Raw genomic sequence first — 22,317 nt, 5'->3', positions numbered from 1 at the left:
CACCGAACAACGCGTCGAACCGGTGCTTCTCCACCGCGTCCAACAACACCGGCGTCTGGATCCGGTTCCGCATCCCGTCACCGGACTCGCGGACCAGGCCCCGGGTGAGCGCCTCCGGGACGCTGGCCACGATGAGGTGCAGACCCAACTCGGTCACCCGTCGGTCGCGGTAGTCGAGCACCTCCGGGAAGTTGTGCCCGGTGTCGACGTGCATCACCGGAAACGGGATGCCGGCCGGGGCGAACGCCTTCTGCGCCAGGCGCAGCATCACGATCGAGTCCTTGCCACCGGAGAAGAGCAGCACCGGCCGCTCCATCTCGGCGACCACCTCACGCATCACGAAGATGCTCTCCGCCTCCAGCTCGTCGAGCTGGGAGACCTGGTACGCAGCCGATCCGCTGCTCATCTCGGGTCCTTTCCGGGGTGGGGGACGGGGGAACCGGACGGGACCGCCGTGCCGGCCAGCTGCCGTCGCAGCGCGGCCAGCAGCGGCCCGGCCAGCTCGTCGCGACAGACCAGCAGGTCGGGCAGCCGGGGGTCCGCCTCGTTGTAGGTCAGCGGGGAACCGTCGATGCGGGACGCGTGCAACCCGGCGGCCGTGGCCACCGCCACCGGTGCGGCGGAATCCCACTCGTACTGGCCGCCGGCGTGGATGTAGGCGTCCACCTCACCGGTCACCACCGCCGCGATCTTCGCCCCCGCCGAACCCATCGGCACCAGTTCCGCGCCGACCTCCTCGGCCAGCACGGCCAGGAACGCGGGGGGACGGCTGCGGCTGGCCGCGAGCCGGATCACCCCGCCGGGCGGGGGCGACGGTGCGGTGGGATCGTCGGTGGCCAGCACCCGGCTCTGCGCCGGCAACCCGACCGCCCCGGCGACCAACCCGTGCGGGGTGGCCGCGTCGCGGGCCCAGAGCGCCACGTGCACCGCCCAGTCGGCACGCCCCGGCTCGGAGAACTCCCGGGTGCCGTCCAACGGGTCGACGATCCACACCCGGTCGGCGGTCCGGCGGGACACCGTGTCGCCGCCGTCGACCAGCCGCGAGCCCTCGTCCTCCTCGGACAACACCGCGTCGGCGGGCCGCCACCGGGCCAGCTCGGCCCGGAGGAAGTCGTGCGACGCCCGGTCACCGGCGGCCTTCAACGCGGCGGGATCGGCGTGACCGTGGGTGGCACGTACCCGGAGCAGCAGCTCACCGGCGAGGACGGCGAGCCGGCGGGCGAGCGCCGCGTCGGATTCGGCGATGGTGGGGTCAACCATGGCAACTCCTCGACCTGTCGGGAACGGGCGTGGTGCGGGTGCGGTGCCGGGCGCGGCTGGTCACTGGATCGCCCGACGGTTGAAGCAGCGGACACTGACCCAGGTCAGCACGACGGCCACCCCGGTCAGCACGGTCAGGCACACCCACCCCGGCAGGTGCGGCACGCCGGGCAGCAACGCCCCGCGCACCCCCTCCGAGACGTACGTCATCGGGTTGAGCGCGGTGACGACCTGGTACCAGGGCACCGACGACAGCCGGGGCCAGGGGTAGTGGATGCAGCCGGTCCAGATGATCGGGGTGAGGATCACCGAGAAGGTCACGTTGATCCGCTGCACCGGCAGGGTGGTGGCCAGGCTCATCCCGATCGCCCCGCCGATCCACGCCCCGAGCAGCGCCACCACGAACGCCAGCGGCAGCCCCGCCGGCCGCCACGGCGCGGAACCGACCATCAGCGCCCCGAGCGGATAGATCAGCACGGCCGCGAGCAGGCCCCGGATGGTGGCGATCACCAGCTTGCCGATCGCGACGTACCCGGTCGGCAGCGGCGCCATCAACCGGTCCTCGATCTCCATGGTGAAGCCGAACTCCTTCACCAGCGGCAGGGCCACGCTCTGCAACGCGGTGGTGAGAGCGGCCAGCGCGATGATGCCGGGCAGGAAGACGTCGGCGAAGCCGCGCCCGACGAGGCCCTGGCTGCCCAGGACGGTGTCGAAGACGAAGAGCATGAACAGCGGCGTCAACCCGACCTGCACCAGGATGACCCACAGTTCCCGGCCGGTGACCATCAGGTCGCGGCGCAGCACCGCGGCGAACACCCGCCCGGTGCCGGGGCGGGAGCGCGGCTCGGTGGCCGGGCGCAGTGGGGTCGGGGTGTCGAGAGCGGTCACCTCGGTTGCCTTCCGGTGAGTTCGATGAAGACGTCCTCCAGGCTGGGTTCGCTGATGTCGACCGCGTTGACCGCCGCCGACCGGGCGGCCAGCGCGGCCACCGCCGGGCCGAGCAGGGTGGCGGCGTCGCCGGCCAGGTGCAGGCGGATGCGCAGCCGGCCCCGGCCGCCGTTGCCCGCCGCGCCGCCGCCGCGCCCCAGCAGGCCCGCCCCGGCCAGGGCGGCCAACCGGCCGCCACCGGGCCGCCCACCACCACCGGCGGCGAGCGCGGCCAACATCGCGGCACCACCCGCACCGACACCGGCCAGCCCGCCCGGTCGCCCGCCGGGCGGGCCGGTCGGCGTCGCCAACCGTTCCGCCTTGCGTACGCCGGTCAGCTCGCCCAGGGCGGCGCAGAGCGCGTCCGGGTCGTCCCCGCCGGCCGGGGTGACCGTGAGGTCGAGCAGCGCGTCCCCGGCCAGGCCCCGGACCAGGTTGGTGGGGGTGTCGAGGGTGAGCAGCCGGCCGTGGTCGACGATGCCGACCCGGTCGACCACCCGGGCCGCCTCGTTCATCGCGTGGGTGGTCAGCACGATCGCCACCCCGCGGGCCCGCAGCTCGCGCAGCTGCCCCCAGATCAACAGGCGGGTCTGCGGGTCGAGGGCGTTGGTCGGCTCGTCGAGGAAGAGCACCGTCGGCTCGTGGGTCAGCGCCCGGGCGATCATCAACCGCTGCGCCATCCCGCCCGAGTACGCCTCGATCCGCCGGTCGGCCCGTTCGGTGAGACCGAACCGCTCCAGCAGCTCCGCGGCGCGGGCCTGCGCCTCCCGACGTCGTACCCCGTGGTAGGTGGCGTGGTAGACCAGGTTCTGCCGGGGGGTCAGGGCCCGGTCCAGGTTGTTGTGCTGCGGCACCACGGCCAGCTGGGCGCGGGCGGCGGCCGGGTCCCGGCCCACGTCGACCCCACCGACCACCACCCGGCCGCCGGTGGCCCGCAACCGGGTGGTCAGGATGCCGACGGTGGTGGACTTGCCGGCCCCGTTCGGCCCGAACAGCCCGAAGATCTCGCCCGGCGCGACGGTGAACGACAGCCCGTCCACCGCGTTGGTGTCCGCGCGGGGATAACGCTTGACGAGGTCGTCGACCTCGACCACTGCCGGCCCGTCTCTGCTGGGCATCTCAACTCCTGTCCTGTGGGGTGCGGGTACCGACCCCGGCCGGCGGGTGGTGCCGTCAGCAGCCGGGGCCGGTGGTGGTGCCGTCAGCCGCCGGAGGGCTGGGGGTGCGCGGCGAAGAACCGCCAGATGGTGTCGGTGGCGTTCAGCGCGGTGGAGGGGGGATCGAGGTCGAGCAGTTTCTCCGCCCGGGGCGGGTTGGGTCGTCCGCCGGGCCACTGGTGTCCCGCGTCGGCGACGGTGATCAGCTCGACGGCGCGGCCCTGGGCGCAGTTCGCCGTCGTGCGGGTGACCGGTCCGTCGGTGGTCACCTTCGGTGCGCCACAGGAGTCGACGGAGCGCCAGCGGGCGGCCAGTTCGGTGGTGGGCGGACCGTCGATCTTGACCGGGTTGCGGCCGGTGCCGCCGTTGTCCCGGCGGCCGGGGCCACCGGCGTACGGCATGGTCTGGTCCTGGCGGCCGTGGATGTGCAGCACCGAGACCGGTTTCGGATCGGCGCACTGCCCGGTGAGGGTGCTGGCCACCGCGCCGATCGCGGCGAACGTCGTGGTGTCGCAGACCAGCTTGTACGCCAGCAGCCCACCGTTGGAGATCCCGGTGACGTAGCGGCGGGCCGGGTCGACCGGTAGCTCCCGGCCGACGGTGGTGACCAGTTCGGTGATGAAGCCGACGTCGTCGACGCCCTCCCGGGCGGGTGCGCCGCAGCACTGTGGACCGATGGCCCAGGCCCGGTTCAGTCCGTCCGGGAACAGCACCAGGAAGCCGTCCCGGTCGGCCTGGGCCGTCCAGCCGTACGCCTGCTCGGCCTGCTCGCCGGTGCCGGCCGCGCCGTGCAGCATCACCACCAGCGGGACCGGCCCGCTGAGGTCCGCCGAGGCGGGCCGGTAGAGCCGGTAGCTGCGTTCCCGCCCGTCCACGGTGATGGTGTGCGTGGAGCTGCCGACGGCGACGTCCGGCCGGGCGTCGGCGGAGGGTGCGGCGCTGGCGGGCGGGGCGGTGCCGCCGGTGGGCGTGGCGTCCTCGCGGCGGGGGCTGCATCCGGCGGGGGCGGTCAGCGCGACGAGCAGGGCGAGCGCCCCCACGAGCCGACGAGCCGACCGGCCCGGCCGGGCGGAATGCTGCCCGACTTCAGGGCGAAAAACGGTAAAAGGCATCATATCAATACTTTCGCCCGGGAATGTTCGAGCAACGTCAGGGACGCGCCAGGATTGGGCAAGGGACGGCGGAGGCCGCCGGCCCGGCGACGACGCGGTCACCGGGCCGACGCCTCAGCTCAGTAGCCCCGGAGCCGGAGCAGTTCCCAACCACCCTCGGGGACGTCGTCGGTCGGGTCCGCCCGCAGGTTCATCGGGTTCGCCATCCCCAGGTAGAGGGTGGGACCGTCGGCGACCATGTTGCGGATGCCGTAGTTCAGGTAGTTGCCCAACCCGGTGTTGTCCACCGTCGTCGCCGGCTTCGTCGGCGACGAGAAGGCGTACAGGTCACCGCCGTACACCGCCTCCGGCAGGGCACTGGAGCGCATCCCGGCCGCGTCCATCGGCGCCCGGGCCAGGTCGTCGGCCAACGCCGGTGACAGGCCCAACTCGGCGGCGGTCTCCTTGCCCAGCTCCTTGGCCAGGTAGCTCCAGTCCATCGTGCCGACGTACAGCTTCCCGCCGGCCACCACCATCTTCCAGGTGTAGTTGTTGTACGGGTTACCGAAACCGGGCGGGCCGAACTTCGGCGTCTGGTGCGTCGACTGCAACGCCCACGCCCCGGCCCCGTTGTTGGCCGCCGGGTCGTACGCGGGCAGCTCCGTCGCGCCGTACAACAGGTCGACCTTCTCGAAGTGGGAGCCGAAGTTGCGGCCCCGGTAGATGCTGATCGACCGCTGGGTGTTCTGGATGGTGGCCTGGGCCGCGGCCTCGTCCGCCGGCGGGTAGGTCGCCATGTGTACCGTGGTCGCCTTCATCGGCACGTGCATCGTGCCCCAGTAGAGGAAACCGCCGTAGGAGGCCAGGCCGCCCAGGGCGTACGCGCGGGCCACCACCGGGTCCGGCTCGTACTCCGACACGTTCCACACCTGCTGCCAGCCGTCGGCGTCCTCCGGGTTGAGCCCCGGGGCACCCGAGGCCAGCAGCGGGCTCATCCAGACCGCGGCGATGCTCGGCGGCGGGGCGGCCGAACCAGCCGTCGGGCCGGCCAGCTCGGCGTCCGAGCCCGGCCAGGTGGTCACGAACAGCCGCCCCTGGTGGACGGTGAGGTCGGCGGCCTGCGCCGGCAGGTTCGCCACCACCGTGAACGCGAACGGGTCGGACTTGCTGCCCGCCCAGCGCAGCACGTTGCCGCGCTCGCCACCGTTCGCGCCGACGCCCACCCCGGCGTACAGGGCGTCACCGGCCACCGTGAAGTGCCGGATGTTGCCGTACATCGGGAAGTTGCGGGAGCCGAGGAACGCGCCGGTGTCGGTGTCGAACGCGAACAGGTTGACGCTGGTGCCGAGCGCCGGGCCGCCCAGCAGGGCCACCCCGTTGAAGCTGCCGGCCGCCCGGATGCCCGCGGTGGTCTGCAACCGGTTCGAGTCCTCGGTGGAGGCCGCCTTCACCAGGTCGGTCTTCTCGACCAGCTTGTTGGCGCGGGTGTCGTAGGTGTACAGGCGCGGCTGCCGGTGGTCACCGAGGATCGGCGGCAACTGCGGGTTGCGCTTGGCGACCTGGCTCTCGCCGTACTCGCAGACCCAGTCGTCGTTGACCGTCGGCGTGGTGTTGCGCAGGGCCCGCCCACTGGTCAGGCAGTTGACGTTCGCTCCGGTGCCGAACCACAGCATCTTGCCGACCCGGGTCATCCCCCACAGGTACGCCTGGTTGACCTTGGCCTTGCCCTCGGCGCACGGCGGCCCGGCCGGGTACGGCAGCCCGATCCCGGCGAAGCACTCGTCCGGCTGGGCCTTGGCGAGCAGTTGCGGGCTGCTCTGCTGCGCGCCGGCCACGCTGGCCGCGCTGCCGGGGTCGGCGGCGTCGAGTGGCGCACCGAGCGCCGCCGAGGGAACCGCCAACACCGACCCGAGCCCGAGTACGGCGACGGCGGTCGACAACCGCCGTGCGGAGAACCGGAGTGGATTCACCAACAATCTCTCTTTCGAAGGAAGGTGGACACCCGTTCCCGGGCCCGGCGGACCGGACCCGGTAGCGGGCAGGGACACACAGGGACCGCCTAGACGGCGGCGGGCAGCTTCCGGGGCGCCGGGGCGACGACCCGCGACGCCATCCGCTCGGCCCACCCGGACGGGTCGGGGAAGTCCAGGAACCGGCCGAGACCGGTCAGCTCGGCCACCGGGTCGGCGACCAGGTCCTCGTAGGACATCCGCAGCAGGTGCGCCGGGGGCACGTCCCGCAGCGCCTGGTCGGCCTGGCTGCTCATGAAGGCGCACAACCCGAGGTAACGGCGCAGGTCCTGGCCCCGCTCGCGCAGCGCGTCGGCGGTCAACCGGTCCGGCAGGTACGGCTGGAGGTCCTCCGGCACCGCCTGGTCCGCGCCGACCCGGAACGGGTCCAGGCCGCACCGGCCGAGGAACTCCACCCGCAACTGGATGAGCTGGAACGACGAGTGCCGGCTCATCGACCGCGCGGTGTCCTCCCAGCTGCGGGTCAGGTAGACGACCTTGCAGTCCGGGAACCCCCGCAGCAGGTACGGCGCCACGTGGCTGGAGCCGCCGGAGCGTTCCACCCACCGGGTCTTGCCGGTCAGCACGGCGAGCAGATCCAGGAAGTCGTGGTGGTGCTGGGCCACCGTCTGGGTGCGGAACTGCGGCACCCGCTCGGCGAGCTGGTCGAACAGCGCATCGGGGTCGGGCGTCAGCTTCGACAGCGTGATCGCCAGGATGCGGGGCAGCTCGGTGAGCCGGTCGGCCCACCGGCCGGTGGCCGGGTAACGGACCTCCTTCGGCGGCAGGCCGATCCGGAACAGCGTGGACAGCTCCGCCTTGGGGCTGGCCAGCACCGCCCAGTATTCGGCGCCGGTGAGCACCTCGGCACTGCGCGCCCACGGCGCGACCGACATGAAGAACTCCTGGGCCGACAGGGTGTCCGGCTCCTCGTGGATCAGGTCGGACAGCAGCGTGGAGCCGCACCGACCGTTGCTGATGATGATCGACCGGCCGGTGATCGGGGTGTCCATCGGTACTCCTCCTGCGTGTCGCGTCGTCATGCGGTGGTGGGTTGGGCCACGTCGAGTGAGCAGTCCTCGGCGAGCCAGGCGAAGACCTGCCGGCGCACCTCCTCCGGCCGGTCGATCAGCACCGTGTGCCGCTGGTCGGGCAGCACCACGACCCGGGTCTGCGGCAGCAGCCCGCGTACCGTCGGGGCCAGCTCCACCACCGCCGAGTCGCCGCCGTAGAGGCAGAGCACCGGGCAGTCGATCGCGGCCAGCGCCCCGGCCGTCGGCAGCGGGCTCGCCGGCAACTCCTGCGCCAGACTGGTGTCGGTGAGCATCCGGTGCGTCTCGGCGGCCCGTTGGGCGGCGACCCGGCCCCGCCGGGCCCCGATCTCGGTGACCGCGCCGGCCCGGGGCAGCCGGTCGGCGACCCGGGCCAGCCGCTCACGGACCCGGCGCATCCACTCCGGGACCGGTGGCGCGGACTCCACGGTCACGATGCCGGCCACCCGTTCGGGGTGCCGGGCGGCGTACCCGAACGCGATGGTCCCGCCGAACGAGTTGCCCAGCAACAGCAGCGGCCCGGTGACGTCCAGGGCGGCCAGCAGCGCCGCCAGGTCGTCGACGAAGTCGTCCAGGGCGTACCCGGTGGCGGGGCGCTCGCTGCGCCCGTGGCCGCGCAGGTCGTACAGGACGGTCGGGAAGCCGGCCCGGGACAGCGGCTCGGCCAGGGTGAAGTACCAGCTCGCCATGGTGTCCGAGGCCATCCCGTGGATCAGCACGGCGGTCGGCGTCGGCCCGGTCCGGCCGTCGACGGCCGGACCGGGGGGATCGAGCCGCTGCGTGTGCAGGGTGATCCCGTTCGCCCGGACCATGGTCACCGGCTGCCCGCCCCGACCTCGTCGGCCTGCCCCAGCGACTCGGCGATGTGCGTGACGAGCTGGCCGACCTTCAACTCCCGGACGGTCTCCAGGTCCAGCTTGGCGACGAAGTGGGCGAAGTTCACCGTGTCGCCGTAGCGGGACTGGAGCCGACCGGCGAGCGCGACCACGTCGATGCTCTCCATCCCCAGGTCACCGGAGAACGTGGTGTCCATGGTGACCACCTGGTCGTCGGCGAAGTCGCCCAGTACGGCGTCGATCATCTCGGTGAGCTCGGCGAGGATGGTGTCCTGGGCCGCGGGCATGATCGTTGCTCCTTCTGCTGATCGGATGGGTTGGGCGGTGCTGCGCACCGGGTGCCGGGTCACGGCCGGGACACCCCGGGCGGGGTGGCGGGTGCCGGCTCCGGCCCCCAGGTCCAGGCCACGACGTAACGGCGCGGCGGGAGGTCCTCGGGGTTGGCCACGTCCCGGTGACCGACCCGGTAGGCCCGTCCGCCGATCTGGACGGTCATCCCGACGTCGGTGGCCGAGTAGACCCGGAACCGGCGCGGCGAGCCGTCCAGCCCGGTGCCCTCGGCCTTGGCGACCGCCTCCTTGGCCGCCCAGAACCGGGTGAACCACAACCGCCGGGCCTCGACGTCCGTGCCGGCGAGGGAGGTCAGCAGGGTCAGCTCGGCCGGGGTGAGGGCGAAGGTGAAGGTGCTCTCCGGGTGCTCGGTGACCTCCGCGACGTCGATGCCGACGCCGGGGGACCCGGGCACCGCGTCGGGTGCCCGGCGGCGGGCGATCGCCACCCCGATCTCCGCGCAGTGCGCCAGCGAGACGTCACAGTCGCCGAGGCCCCGGCCGGGCCGCCCGCGTACCCACGGCCGGCCGTCGGGGTCGTTGCCGACGGTCAGCTCGATCGGGTAGATGTCGGTGTGGCCGTCCTCCCACAGCCGGGCCCGCACCGCGTCCTTGGCCGCGATCCGGCCCAGCATCCACTGCTTGCGGGTCTTGGCCGGGTGCCGTTCGTACTCGGCGTAGGCGGCCCCGCCGAGGATGCCCCGGGCGGCCATGCCCCGGGTGACCAGGTCGGTCCAGCAGTCGAAGGCCATCGTCCAGCCCTCGGGCTGCAACAGCGACATCGGGTGCCGCTCGGGGAACCGTTCCGCGACCCGGGCCTGCGGGTGGCTGTCGAACCGCCGGTCCACCGCCCCCTCGATCTCCGACCACACCCGACCCTGGTAACTGAGCTGGGTGTCGGCGACGAGTTTGCCGTCGTCGATGACGCGGACCCGGGCGACGCACTCGAACGCCCGGCCGGCCGGCGGTGGCGGACCGTAGAACCGCACCTGGCCGAGACCGACCGGCAGCGCGACGGTCCGGAACGGCTGGGTGGTGATCAGCCAGTTGCCGATGAGCTGCAGGGCGTTGTCCAGCAGCGCACCCGGGGGCACCGGTGCGGTGACGATGCCGCGTACGTGCATGTCGCCGAGCGCGTGCACCTCGGTCACGCCCTGGAACTGCGGGCCGTGGAACATGAGCCGCTCCGCGTACATCTCGGCGGCGCCGAGGGTGGGCGGGCGTTCGGTGGCCGGGTCGTGGGTCCAGACCGGCGGCGGCGTCGGGTACGCCGTGCCGACCTCGATGGTCGCCCGGGCGTACCCGGCGAAGGCGACCGCGTACCGGTTCGGGCCGGCCGCGCGGACCACGATCTCCACGTCGGTGGCCGGTTCGGCGATCAGCCACCGGTTGAACTTGGCGTCGTGCACCGCCACCACCGGGACGCCGGGCACCAGCTGCTCCACGGCCTCCATCATGTGCGCGACCAGGGCGGTCGCCGGCACCACCGGCCACCGGTCCTCCGGGTCCGGCCAGTCGTCGGGCTGCACGAAGAAGCAGTGGTCCAGCAGGTAGGGCATGGTCTCCAGGGAGATCCGCCGGGTGATCCGACCGATCTCCGCGCCGACCGCTGCGCCGGTCGCCGGGCGGACCTGGGCGGCTGGCGTCACCGGCCGGTTGCCGGTCGGCACGGTGGCGGTCGTCGCCGTCGGCACGGTGGGCGGCATCCCGGTCGGCGTGGTGGGTGGCCGCCCGGTGGGGGCGGTCGCGGGTCGGGCCGACGTCGCGGTGCCGTTGCCACCGGTGGCCGTCGGGGCGGCGGCCGTGCCCCGGGTGTTCTCCCGCAGCAGGGCGGCGAGTTCGGCTGCGGCGCTGGAACCGCCGGAGAGCCGGTGCAGCGCGTCCAGCGCGGTGGCCGGAGCACCGGCCGGCGTGGCGGCGGCCGGCTGTCCGGCCACCCGCGCGACCGGGACCGGTGCGGCCGTCGGTGCCACGGCCGGCGGCGGTGCGGTGACCGGCGGCGGTGCGGCGGCGGGCCGGGCGACCGCAGCGGGCACGGCGGTCGGCCGGGTGACCGTGGCGGGCACGACGGTCGGCCGGGCCGCGCCGTTTCCGTTGCCCGGGGTGGACAGCGGAGCGTCCTGCGACGCGGTCACGCCGAGCAGGCCGGCGGCGTCCGCGCCGAGGCGGACCAGCGGACCGCCGAGGTCGAGCTTCATCCGGGGACCGCGTCGGCCGGTGCCCACCCCGGGCTTCGCCGGGCCGTCGGTGCCGGCCGCAGCCGGGGTACGGCGCTGCGTCGTCGCCGCCGTCCGATCCGCCGGGGTCAGCGCGCCCAGATCCGGGGAGGCCCCCTCCACCCACAGGGCGGTGGCGACCCGGCGCAGCTGGTTCAACCCGCTGCGGTGCGCGGTGTTCACCGGCATCGCCAGGTGGTCGCGCCCACGCAGGTTGTCCCCGATCAGCGAGGCGAGCTGCCCAGCACCGACCTGGAGGAACACCCGGAACCCGGCGGCGTACATCGCCTCCACGGTCTGCCGGAACCAGACCGGCTCCATCATGTGCCGGACGAAGATCCGGTTGACCTCCTCCTCGTCGGCGGGGAACGGCGCGTGCAGGGTCGCCGACCACACCGGCATCCGGGTCGGGTGCACCTCCCAGCGGCCCAGGGCGGCACCGATCGAGGTGAGCCCGTCGGCGAAGGCGGGGGTGTGGAACGCCGAGCGGAACGGCAGCTTCTGGCACAGGATGTTGCGGGTACGCAGCGCCTCGACGAGCCGGTCGACCTGCGGCTCCGGCCCGTTGACCACCGACTGCGCCGGGGCGTTGTCGTGCGACAGGACCACCCCCGGGTAGTCCCCGAGCAGCGGGGCGACCCGGTCCGCGCCGGCCCCGACGGCGGCGAAGACGTAGCCGGAGACCTCCACCGAGTCGGCGTTGAACAGGTCGAGGAACTCGTCCATCGCGGCGGTGCTGATCTGGCCGCTGACCGCGGCGGCGGTCCACTCGCCGATGCTGTGCCCGGCGACCGCGTCGGGTCGTACGCTCATCCGGGCCAGGGCGTCGTCGAGCAGCTTGCCCACCTCGATCAGGCCGGCGCCGTGCCGGCCCAGGTCGGCGGCGGACCACTCGCGGTCCGGCAGGCCGAAGTGGGCGGCCAGGTCGGCGGTGCGGGGGGCGAACTCCGCCTCCAGACCGGGGAAGACGAAGGCGAGCTTGCCCGCCCCCGGGCCGAGCAGCGGCCGGGGACTGAACCAGATGTCCCGCCCGCCCCGCCACGCCTGCCCCCGGGCCACCGTCTTGCGGGCCACCGCGAGCAGCTTGTCCGTCGGGTTGACGATGCCCAGCCGGGTCTGCGGCGGGGCCTCCCCGCCGGAGCGGGCGGCCAGCTCGACGCCGATCCGGCGTACCTCCTGGTCGTCGCGGTCCAGCAGGTCGGCGAGCCCGGCCGGGTCCGACGCGGCCAGCCAGAGCACCTGGTCCGGCTCGTCGACCACGGCCCGGCCGGCGGCCGGGGCGGTCAGCCCCACCACCGGCTCGCCCACCGACACCGGGGCCTGCTCGATGATCAGGTGGGCGTTGATCCCACCGAACCCGAACGCGTTGACCCCGGCCCGGCGCGGGCCGTCGCTCTCCCACGGCCGGGCGGTGTCGATCGGCGCGAACCGGGTCGCCGCCATCTCCTTGCGCGGCGTCTCGCAGTGCAGGGTGGGCGGCAGCACCCCCCGGTGCACGGCGAGCGCGGCCTTGATCAGGCCGGCCACCCCGGCGGCCGGCATGGTGTGCCCGATCATCGACTTCACCGAGCCGATCACCGGACGCGGCCCACCGGTGTACGGGCCGAACACCTCCGCCACCGTGGTCAGCTCGGCGGCGTCCCCGGTCGGGGTGCCGGTGCCGTGCGCCTCCAGCAGCCCCAACGCGTCCGGTGCGGTCGGGTCGAGCCCGGCGGCCTCCCAGGCCCGCCGGATCGCCAGCACCTGGCCGGAGACCGCCGGGTTGAACATGCTCGCCGACTTGCCGTCGCTGGACACCCCGCTGCCCCGGATCACCGCGTAGACCCGGTCGCCGTCGCGCACCGCGTCGGCGTACCGCTTGAGCACCACCACACCGGTGCCCTCGCCGATCAGCAGGCCGTCGGCGGCGGCGTCGAACGGCCGGATCTCCCCCTGCCGGGACAACGCCCGGAGCTGGTTGAACACCGACCAGAAGCTGATGTCGTGGACGTGGTGCACGCCACCGGCGAGGACCGCGTCGAGCCGACCGCTGACCAGCTCGGTGATGCCCTGGTCGACGGCGATCAGCGACGAGGCGCAGGCGGCGTCGATGGTGTACGCCGGGCCGCGCAGGTCGAGCCGGTTGGCCACCCGGGAGGCGGCCAGGTTGGGCACCAGACCGATCGTCCCCTCCGGCTGGTACGGCCCGAGCCGCTCGTCGAACTTCTTGCGCAGCAGCTCCAACCGGGCCGGGTCGACATCGGGGATCAGCTCCCGCAGGATGCTGACGACCTGGCTGGACATCCGCACCCGCTGGGCGTAGCGGGCCTGGGCGGGGCTGAGGATGCCACCCCGGCCGAGGATCACGCCGATCCGGTCGCGGGCCGGGAGCCGGTCGCCGCCGCCCGCGTCGTCGATCGCCGCGGCAGCCACCTCCAGCGTGATCAGCTGGTCCGGCTCGATGTCGCCGACGGAGGCCGGCATCACCCCGAACCGCAGCGGCTCGAAGGTGGCGTACTCGTCGACGAACCCGCCGCGCCGGCAGTACATCCGGTCGGCCCGGTGGGACTGCTCCGGGTCGTAGAACTCCTCGTCCCAGCGGTGCGCGGGGACGTCGGTGATCGCGTCGACCCCGCCGATCAGGTTGCGCCAGTAGCTTTCCAGGTCACCGGCGGAGGGCATCAGGGCGGCCATCCCGACGATCGCGATCTGGCCGGGCGCAGCGGCGCCGTTGTTCATCGGTTCCTCCGACGGATGGGGCGGGTGGGGGCGGGACGAGGCATCGACACCCTCACCACCCGGAGGCGGTGTAGACGACCGAGGTGACCGACGGGTCGGCCCAGGCCAGCTCGCGCAGCAGGGCCAGCGCGCCCTCCTCCGGGTCGATCAGGCCGATGCCGCGCCGGGCGTACTCCCGGCTCAGTTCGGCGGTGACCATGCCGCCGTGGCCGACGCCCGGGGCCCACGGACCCCAGTGGACGGTCACGCAGCGCACCCCGGTCCGGGCGGCGTACCGGGTGCCGATGGCGTCCAGCGCGTCGTTGGCCGCCGCGTAGTCGGCCTGGCCCCGGTTGCCGTAGGCGGCGGCGATGCTGCCGAAGAAGACCAGGAACCGCGGCGCGGTGGGTAGCGCGTCGAGGCCGGCCAGCAGGCCCCGCGCCCCGTCGACCTTGGTGTCGAAGACCCGGGTGAACGACGCCGGGTCCTTCTCGGCGATCAGCTTGTCCTCGATGATCCCGGCGGCGTAGACCACGCCGTCGAGGCGGCCGTACTCGGCGTGGATGCCGGCCAGCAGCGCGCTGGTCGCCGCCGCGTCCCGGACGTCCAGGGCGTGGTAGCGGACCTCACCGCCCAGCTCGGTCAGCTCGGCGATGGTCGCGGTCACCTCCCGGGCCGCCAGGATCGCCTGCGCGGTGCGGGAGATCTCGGCCGGCGAGGACGACCCGCGCCGGGCCAGCACGCCGACCAGCGCGGCGCGGTCGGTGGCGGCGGCCAGCTCCGGGTCCTGGGGGCCGGTCGGCAGCGGGGTACGGCCGACCAGTTCGATGCGGCAGCCGGTGGCGGAGGCGAGCGCCCGGGCGAACCACGGGGTGATGCCCCGCGCCCCACCGATCAGCACCACCACCGAGTCGCGTTCCAGACCGATCGCGGCCGCCTCGGAGACCCCGTCACCGGCCGGTCCGGCACCCCCGGCGGCCAGTGCGCCCAGCTCGACCGGGACCAGGTCGGCGACGTACCGGTCGGTGCCGCGTCGGGCGACCACCGGGGCGTCGGAGGCGGTGAGCAGTTCGTCGAGGAGTTGCCGGGCGAGGACCTCCGGCGACGCGGCCGGGTCGAGCGCCACGAAACGGGCGGTCAGCCCCGGGTACTCCCGGGCGATCGTGCGGAACAGGCCGGGCATGCCGTCGGCCGCGCCGGTGACGTCCTGTGCCCCGGCGGCGAGCAGCCAGCGCGGCCCGGCGGCCAGGGCCCGCTGCAACAGCGGGAACACGTCGGGCAGCAGCGGCTCGTCGAGGTTGGTCAACCCGTCGAGCACCAGCACCCCGTCGAACCCCTGGTCGGCCTGCTCGCTGTCGAGCACTCCCAGCTGGCCGCCGGCACCGTGGGCCCCGAGCAGTTCGGCCAGGTACGCCCCGACCGGGCCGCCCCCGGTGATCAGGAAGCGCATCCCGGTGAGCGTGGTGGCGGGGTCGAGCTGCTGGCCGGCCTGGGTGCTCTCCCGGGCGACCAGGCGCTTCGGTGCGATCCCCACCCCGACCTCGGTCGGCGCGGGCGGTGCGGCGGGCGGGGCGGCGACGGCGGCCGGTGCGGCGACGGTCGCCGGGGCGGGCGGTGCGGCGGCGACGGCGACCGTCGGGGTGACGGTGACGGTGGCGCTCATCTTGTGGTCGAGCCAGGTGACCATGGCGCGGACGGTGCGGGCCTTGACGAGGTCTTCGAGTTCGCTCTCGTCGCCTTCGACGCTGAGGGAGAGGCGTTGGGCGACCTCGCCGGCGACTTCGGCGCGTTTGATGGAGTCGATGGAGAGGTCGGCTTCGAGGTCGAGGTCGAGTTCGATGAGGTCGACGGGGTAGCCGGTGCGCTCGCTGATGACGGTGAGGATCGCCTGCTGGAAGTCCGCGAGGCTGGCACCGGCGGGCGCGACCGGCCCGGCCGGGGCGGCGGCGGGCAGTGCCACCGGGGCGGCGGGGAGCGCCCCGGCGGGGGTGGCCGTCAGCGGGCCGGTCGTGGTGGACGAGACGTGGATGGTGCCGCTCATCTTCTGGTCGAGCCAGGTGACCATGGCGCGGACGGTGCGGGCCTTGACGAGGTCTTCGAGTTCGCTCTCGTCGCCTTCGACGCTGAGGGAGAGGCGTTGGGCGACCTCGCCGGCGACTTCGGCGCGTTTGATGGAGTCGATGGAGAGGTCGGCTTCGAGGTCGAGGTCGGGCTCGATGAGGTCGACGGGGTAGCCGGTGCGCTCGCTGATCACCGCCAGGATCGCCTGCTGGAAGTCCGCTGCGGTCACGCCGACCTGGTCGCCGGAGGGCAGCGCGGCGGTCAGGGTGGCGGTGGCCGTGACCGTGCCGCTCATCTTCTGGTCGAGCCAGGTGACCATGGCGCGGACGGTGCGGGCCTTGACGAGGTCTTCGAGTTCGCTCTCGTCGCCTTCGACGCTGAGGGAGAGGCGTTGGGCGACCTCGCCGGCGACTTCGGCGCGTTTGATGGAGTCGATGGAGAGGTCGGCTTCGAGGTCGAGGTCGAGTTCGATGAGGTCGACGGGGTAGCCGGTGCGCTCGCTGATCACCGCCAGGATCGCCTGCTGGAACTCGGCGATGCCCGGCCCGGCCGGAGCCACGACCACGCCTGCCGGGGCGGCAGCCGGGACGACACCACCGACCGTGGGGAAGGAGGGCACGAGGTCCGGGGTGACCGGCGCGGGCCGTTCGATCACCGGCGCGGTGGCCAGCGCCGTGCCGCCGTTCGACGCCGCCACGGCGGGCATCGCTGCCGGAGCCGCCACGGCCCGGGGGGTCGGGGTGGGAGGCGGAGCCACCGCTGGCGTCACCGGGGGCCGGGGCGTCGCCACGGGCGTCGCCGCCGGGGTGGGCACCGGGGCCGGGGCGGGCGTCGGGGCCGGGCCGGCCGGCAGCGCCGGGTACTGCTCGACCCGGTACGTCTCGGTGGGCTGCCCGCCCACCCGACCGCCGCCGTCACCGGAGTCGCCGAGGAAGGCGAGCATCACGTCGCGTTGGGTGGCGATCATCTCCCGGGTGGTGCGCAGGTATTCGCTGAGCAGCTCGCCCCGGATGTCCCGGACGGCCGCCGGCTCGGGGACGGTGACGGTCCGGACCTCGCGGACGGTCACCGGTTCGGGGGCGCGGACGGTGCCGGTGGCGGTGCCGGGGGTGGTGGCGGTGCCGTTGGCGGGGGTCATCGACAACTCCTTGATCCGTCGGGGTGGGGTCATGCCACCGGGAAGACAGTTGCCGTGCTGGTCCCGGACGAGTTGACCGTCGACCGTCCACAGCGGACGACGACTCGGAGCGGTGGTGGTGGTGTCGTCCGCGACCCGCCCGTGGAAGAGCCAGTCGGGGCGGACCGGTGCGCCGGCGCAGGCGAGTTCGGCCACCGAGATCAGGAATCCGCGCAGCCCGTCGGACGGACCGCGTTCGCAGGCGACCGTCCGGTGCGGCCGGTCGCCGAGGACCGCCTGCACCAGCCGGCTGAGCACCTGACCGGGGCCGACCTCGACGAAGAGGCGGGCGCCGGCGGCGTACATCGCCTCGACCTGCTCGACGAAGCGCACCGGTGCGCCGATCTGCTCGGCGAGGTGGTGCCGGACCTGGCCGGCGTCACCGGAGTACGGGGCGGCGGTCAGGTTCGACCAGACCGGGATCCGGGGCTCGGCGATCGGCCGGGCGGCGAGCACCTCGGCGAAGGTCTCCACCGCCCCGGCGACCACCGGGCTGTGGAAGGCGCAGGCCACCGGGATGGTCCGGGCCGACAGGCCGGCCTCCTTGAGCGCGACCACCGCCGCCCGTACCTTCGCCGTCGGGCCGGAGACCACCACCTGCTGCGGCGCGTTCCGGTTGGCCAGCACCACCTCGCTGGTCAGGCCGGCCCCGGCGAGCACCTGGGCGACCTGGTCGGCGGTGGCGGTGACGGCCGCCATGGTGCCCGGGTCCTCACCGCACGCGCCGAGGATGGCCGCCGCCCGTTCCCGGCTCAGGTCGAGCAGGGTGGCCGCGTCGAACGCCCCGGCGACGCAGAGGCCGACGAGTTCGCCGTAGCTGTGGCCGGCGGTCATGTCGGGGCGGACCCCCAGCCGGCGCAGCAGGTGGTCCATGGCCAGACCGCCGATGCCGAGCACCGGTTGGGCGGTCCGGGTGTCGCGTACCCGGTCGTCCTGGGCGCGGCGGGAGTCCTGGTCGAAGGCGGCCGGCGGGAAGAGCAGCTCCGCGGCGGCCGGGTCGAGTTCGAGGTAGTGCCGCAGCTCGGGGAAGGCGACGAAGAGTTCGGCCAGCGCGCCGGGGCGCTGGCTGCCCTGGCCGGGGAAGAGGAACGCCAGCTGACCGGGCCCGACCGGGTCGACCCCGGTCGGCTGGACCAGGCCCCGGACCGGGTCGTGTTCGCCGGCCAGCGCCCGGTGCAGCAGGGTCTCCAGTTCGGCCAGGTCGCGGGCGACCACCGCGACCTGGGTCGTCCCGGGCCGGTTGGCGGCCTTGGCGGCGACCGACGCGGCCAGCTCGGCCAGCCGACCCGACCGGTTGCCGGTCCCGTCGGCGGCCAGGCTCTCCAGCAGCTGCCGGACGCCCTGGTGGGCGGCGGCCCGGTCGGTGCCCCGGAAGCAGAACAGCTCCGCCGGCCAGATCCGGTGCGCGTGCCGGGGTTCCGCCGCGTTGGGGTAGGCGCTGAGCACGACGTGGAAGTTGGTGCCGCCGAAGCCGAAGGCGCTGACCCCGGCGATCCGCTCGGCGGCCGGCACCGGCCACGGGCGGGCCTCGGTGAAGAACGCGAACGGGCTCTGCTGCGGGTGCCAGGCCGGGTTGGGTCGTTCCAGATGGATGGTGGGGGGCCGGACGCCGTGGTAGAGGGCGAGCGTCGCCTTGATCAGCCCGGCCAGCCCGGCGGCGCACTTGGTGTGCCCGATCTGGGACTTCACCGAGCCGAGCGCGCAGCTGCCCGGTTCCGCGCCGGACTCGACGAACATCCGGGTCAGCGTCTCGAGTTCGGTGCGGTCGCCGACCACCGTGCCGGTGCCGTGCGCCTCGACCAGCCCGACCTCCCGGGGGGAGATGCCGGTGCGGTGGTAGGCCCGGTCCAGGGCCCGGCGCTGCCCGTCGGGGCGCGGCGCGGTCAGGCCGAGGGCCCGCCCGTCGCTGGCCCCGCCGAGCCCCTTGATCACGCCGTAGATCCGGTCGCCGTCGCGCTCGGCGTCGGCCAGCCGTTTGAGTACGACGCAGGCGACGCCCTCGCCGAGGGCGATCCCGTCACCGGTGCTGTCGAAGGGACGCGACCGGCCGGTGGGGGACAGCGCGTGCGCCGAGGTGAACATGAGGTAGTCGTTGACCCCGTTGTGCAGGTCGGCTCCGCCGCAGATCATCAGGTCGCTGTCCCCGGCGACCAGTTCCTTGCACGCGGCGTCCATCGCGGCCAGGGACGAGGCGCAGGCCGCGTCGATGGTGTAGTTGGGCCCGCCCAGGTCGAGCCGGTTGGCGACCCGGCCGGCGATCACGTTGGCCAGCACGCCGGGGAAGCTGTCCTCGGTGACCGTGGGCAGCAGCTCCTGCATCTGCTCGGGCACCTCACCGAGGTACGCCGGGAGCATGGTGCGCAGGGTCTGCGCGTGTCCCATGTCGCTGCCGGCCTCCGCGCCGAAGACCACGCCGGTGCGGGCGTGGTCCGCGCCGGGGGCGTCGTAGGCGTAACCGGCGTCGACCAGCGCCCGGTGGGAGACCTCCAGGGCGAGCAGTTGGGTCGGGTCGATGCTGCTCAGCGCGGCCGGCGGAATGCCGTAGCCGATGGCGTCGAAGGGCACCGGGTCGATGAACCCGCCCCACTTGGAGACGCTGATCCGGCCGGTCTGCCCCGGACCGACCTCGGGGGCGTAGTAGTGGTCGGTGTCCCAGCGGTCGGCCGGGATCTCGGTGACGGTGTCGACACCGCTGAGCACGGTGCGCCAGAAGCTGTCCAGGTCGGGGGAGCCGGGCAGCATGCAGGCCATCCCGACGATGGCGATGTCCAGCGGGGCGGGCGACTCGTCGAGGTCGGCGGTCGGCGGCGTGAGCCGGGCCCGCAGCGCGTCGAGCCGGTCGGCGTGGAAGCCGCGTACCTCGGTGGTCACCTCGTCGTGCAGCGCGGCGACGGTGGTGGCGGTGTTGCGCAGTACGGCGACCTGGCCGGCCATGAACAGGCCGTCGCTGGCCTGGACGCTCTCGTCGACGGACTCCACGACGTCGCCGGAGCGGCGCAGGCCCTTGCTGGCGATCCGCAGTCGGCCGACGTTGAGCAGCTCCAACTGTTCCCACACTTCGCGGTTCTCCGCCCCGGCGCCCTCCAGTTGGTTGCGCAACTGGTGGAAGTCGTCGACGAACGGGGTGTGCAGGCAGCGGGTGGCGTGCCCGGGGGCGGTCTCCAGCAGCGCGGTGTGCTCGGCGGTGAGCGCCTCACGCTGGAACAACGGCTGGACCGCGCCGTGGGTCACGGCCTCGGCGGTGAACAGGTAGGCGGTGCCCATCAGCACGCCGACCCGGGCGCCCCGGCGGGCCAACGGCGCGGCCATCGTGGCGACCATCGCGGCCGACCGGGCGTCGTGTACCCCACCGGCGAAGAAGACCTGGAGCTGGGCGCCGGCGGCCGGGTCGGTGTCGAGGTGCTCGTCGAGCACCGCGAGCTGGGCCTCCCACAGCGGGAAGCTCGCCCGGGGTCCGACGTGCCCGCCGCACTCGGCGCCCTCGAAGATGAACTTACGGGCGCCGGAGCGCAGGAACTGGCGCAGCAGGCCGGGGGAGGGCACGTGCAGGAAGGTGCTGATCCCCTGCTCCTCCAGGGCGCGGGCCTGCGGTGGGCGGCCACCGGCGATGATCGCGCAGGCGGGCCGGATCTCCTGGATGACCGCCAGTTGGGCGGCGCGCAGCTCCTCGGGGGCGAAACCGAGCACCCCGACGCCCCACGGGCGGTCACCGAGCTGGGCGGCGGTCTCGGTGAGCATCCGGCGGCACTGGTCGGCGGAGTTGAGGGCGAGCGCGATGAACGGTAACGCGCCGCCGTCGGCGACGGCGGCGGCGAAGGAGGCCTCGTCGCTGACCCGTGTCATCGGGCCCTGGGCGACGGGCACCCGCACCCCGAGGGCCTCGGCCAGGGGCGCACCGGGTTGGAGCAGGTCGGCGGCGTCCGGGCCGTCGACGGCGTCGAGCATCGCCGCGCGCATGCCGCGTACGGCGGCGGCGGTGTCCGGCCAGCGGTCGGCGAAGGCGGCGGCCAGCCAGCCGTCCTGGCCGACGGGGAGCAGTTCGGCGTCGGCCTGGTGCGGCCCGCCCCGGCGGATGCCGCGTACCCCGTCGCGCAGCACGGTTTCCGAGCCGTCCATCCGCCGGATCACGGCCTGGACGTCGGCCGGGAGTTCCGACTCGGGCATCAGGGCGAGCTGGGTGTCCAGGACGACGCCGGCCGCGCCGCCGACCAGGCAGGCGCCGGCGGTCCGCGGGCCGATCCCGCCGGCCACCCAGACCGGCAGGTCGAGGGTGTCGTCGGCGACGAGCTGCTGGAGCAGGACGAACGAGCTGAGCTCGCCGACCCGGCCGCCGGCCTCCATTCCCCGGGCGATCAGCCCGTGTGCCCCGGCCGCCGCTGCGGCGTGCGCCTCGGCCCGGCTGGTGACCTCCACGAGCACCCGGTGGTGCCCGGTGATCTCGGCGAGCGGCCACGGGCTCGCCGGCTCGACCACGACCAGATCCACCCGGCCGGCCGCGGCGCGTGCCACGTCGGCTGGGGTGGCCCGGCAGCCGGCGGGCACCCGGATGCCGATCGGGTCGGCCGACCAGTTCGCCGCCCGGGTGAGTGCCCGTAACGACCAGTCGTCGCCGGCGGCCAGGTCGATGATGCCGCGCCCACCACCGGCGGTGGTGGCGGCCGTGATCCGTGGGCCGGGTTCCAGGACGCCGACAGGATTGACGACCAGGATCAGGTCACGCGTGTACGGTGCGCTACTCATCGGGCTCCCACTTCGGTCGCGAAGGATCGCGTGGTGACGGGGGGATCTGCCGGCCGAACGCCAGCGAGCGCGGTTCTGATTTGCGGCAGTCAATGTCGCGCTGAGTCACAATCTAGTGTGGCTCAGTTACATCCCGGTTAAATCCAACCGTCGGAGCCGCTGCGGTGAAGATTTCCTACCAAGGCTACCGGATATGCCCTCGGGGCCACCAGGCAAAATGTCGGCCGGTGAGTCGACGCTGTCGCCAGATCGTGCCACGGTGAGTTGCCAGCTCATTTGCGGGTTTATTTCCAAACTGTTTTCTGCTGATCGAGAACCTCCTGGTAGCAGAGATCAACTCGCCGCGCATCCCACGATGTGGAACGGGTCTTGCCATGGATTGCGGTGAACATTAAAGATCCGTATCGGCATTCTTGCCGTCATTACCCATCGATTTGATATGGCATTCGTGAGGCGAGGTGGGATTGGCTTCGATCATTGGACTCCCTGGTCGGGAGCGGGGTGTCGGTCACCCGGGCTCCCGCCTCGCCCATCGCCGCTGACCTCGGCGGTGACCACCGGCCGCGCGAAGATGCCCCGCCGGTGTCGCCGATAACGGCTCTGGGCTGGTCAAACGCCAAGCTTTGACGACAGTCGACGTACTCACTTAACGAACGTTTCACGCGCTGTCTGCCGACCCCCCTCCTGCGGGTCGGCGCAAGCGATCTGCGGGGGATTCCGCCAGCGGTTCCCACCCCCGTACAGGCCCCGACCAGCCGGGACGTC

Annotated in this window: 11 protein-coding genes; all 11 read right to left on the bottom strand. The window is 73.6% G+C overall.

Going from position 1 to position 22,317, the window contains the following annotated elements; genetic code table 11:
* Nucleotides 1-406: phosphoadenosine phosphosulfate reductase family protein (locus AB0B63_RS10055; protein WP_357016536.1), on the bottom strand; the 406-nt coding region annotated here is incomplete at its 3' end.
* Complete coding sequence (locus tag AB0B63_RS10050) at nt 403-1,260, bottom strand: 3'(2'),5'-bisphosphate nucleotidase CysQ (protein WP_357016534.1); 858 nt, start codon at nt 1,258-1,260, stop codon at nt 403-405. The genes AB0B63_RS10050 and AB0B63_RS10055, both read right to left, overlap by 4 nt.
* A gap of 60 nt (nt 1,261-1,320) precedes the next feature.
* Nucleotides 1,321-2,148: an ABC transporter permease gene (locus AB0B63_RS10045; protein ID WP_307799143.1), complete on the bottom strand. Its 828-nt coding sequence runs from the start codon at nt 2,146-2,148 to the stop codon at nt 1,321-1,323.
* Nucleotides 2,145-3,305, bottom strand: a complete 1,161-nt coding sequence (locus tag AB0B63_RS10040; protein ID WP_219462968.1) for an ABC transporter ATP-binding protein — start codon at nt 3,303-3,305, stop codon at nt 2,145-2,147. Before AB0B63_RS10040 ends, AB0B63_RS10045 begins: the two co-directional genes overlap by 4 nt.
* 83 nt (nt 3,306-3,388) lie before the next feature.
* Nucleotides 3,389-4,384, bottom strand: coding sequence for a PHB depolymerase family esterase (locus AB0B63_RS10035; RefSeq protein ID WP_357016530.1), 996 nt, complete (start codon nt 4,382-4,384; stop codon nt 3,389-3,391).
* A 191-nt stretch (nt 4,385-4,575) separates the two neighbouring features.
* A complete protein-coding gene (locus AB0B63_RS10030) occupies nt 4,576-6,405 on the bottom strand; it encodes a hypothetical protein (RefSeq protein ID WP_357016551.1) in 1,830 nt (609 codons plus the stop codon).
* An 89-nt stretch (nt 6,406-6,494) separates the two neighbouring features.
* Entirely contained in the window at nt 6,495-7,457 is a 963-nt protein-coding gene (locus AB0B63_RS10025) for a sulfotransferase domain-containing protein (RefSeq protein ID WP_219462966.1), read from the bottom strand.
* A gap of 26 nt (nt 7,458-7,483) precedes the next feature.
* The gene (locus tag AB0B63_RS10020) at nt 7,484-8,308 is read right to left on the bottom strand and encodes an alpha/beta hydrolase (protein WP_244252177.1); all 825 of its coding nucleotides are present in this window, start codon (nt 8,306-8,308) and stop codon (nt 7,484-7,486) included.
* Between the two features lie 2 nt (nt 8,309-8,310).
* Nucleotides 8,311-8,619: an acyl carrier protein gene (locus tag AB0B63_RS10015; RefSeq protein WP_208566792.1), complete on the bottom strand. Its 309-nt coding sequence runs from the start codon at nt 8,617-8,619 to the stop codon at nt 8,311-8,313.
* A gap of 59 nt (nt 8,620-8,678) precedes the next feature.
* The gene (locus AB0B63_RS10010) at nt 8,679-13,595 is read right to left on the bottom strand and encodes a beta-ketoacyl synthase N-terminal-like domain-containing protein (RefSeq protein ID WP_357016526.1); all 4,917 of its coding nucleotides are present in this window, start codon (nt 13,593-13,595) and stop codon (nt 8,679-8,681) included.
* A 52-nt stretch (nt 13,596-13,647) separates the two neighbouring features.
* On the bottom strand, nt 13,648-21,552 hold the full coding sequence (locus tag AB0B63_RS10005) for an SDR family NAD(P)-dependent oxidoreductase (protein ID WP_357016523.1): 7,905 nt from the start codon (nt 21,550-21,552) through the stop codon (nt 13,648-13,650).
* Nucleotides 21,553-22,317 lie beyond the last annotated feature (765 nt).

The sequence above is a fragment of the Micromonospora sp. NPDC049081 genome (assembly GCF_040648835.1).
In the GTDB taxonomy this organism is placed as follows: Bacteria; Actinomycetota; Actinomycetes; order Mycobacteriales; family Micromonosporaceae; genus Micromonospora; species Micromonospora antibiotica.
This window is presented reverse-complemented; position numbering and strand designations above follow the sequence as displayed.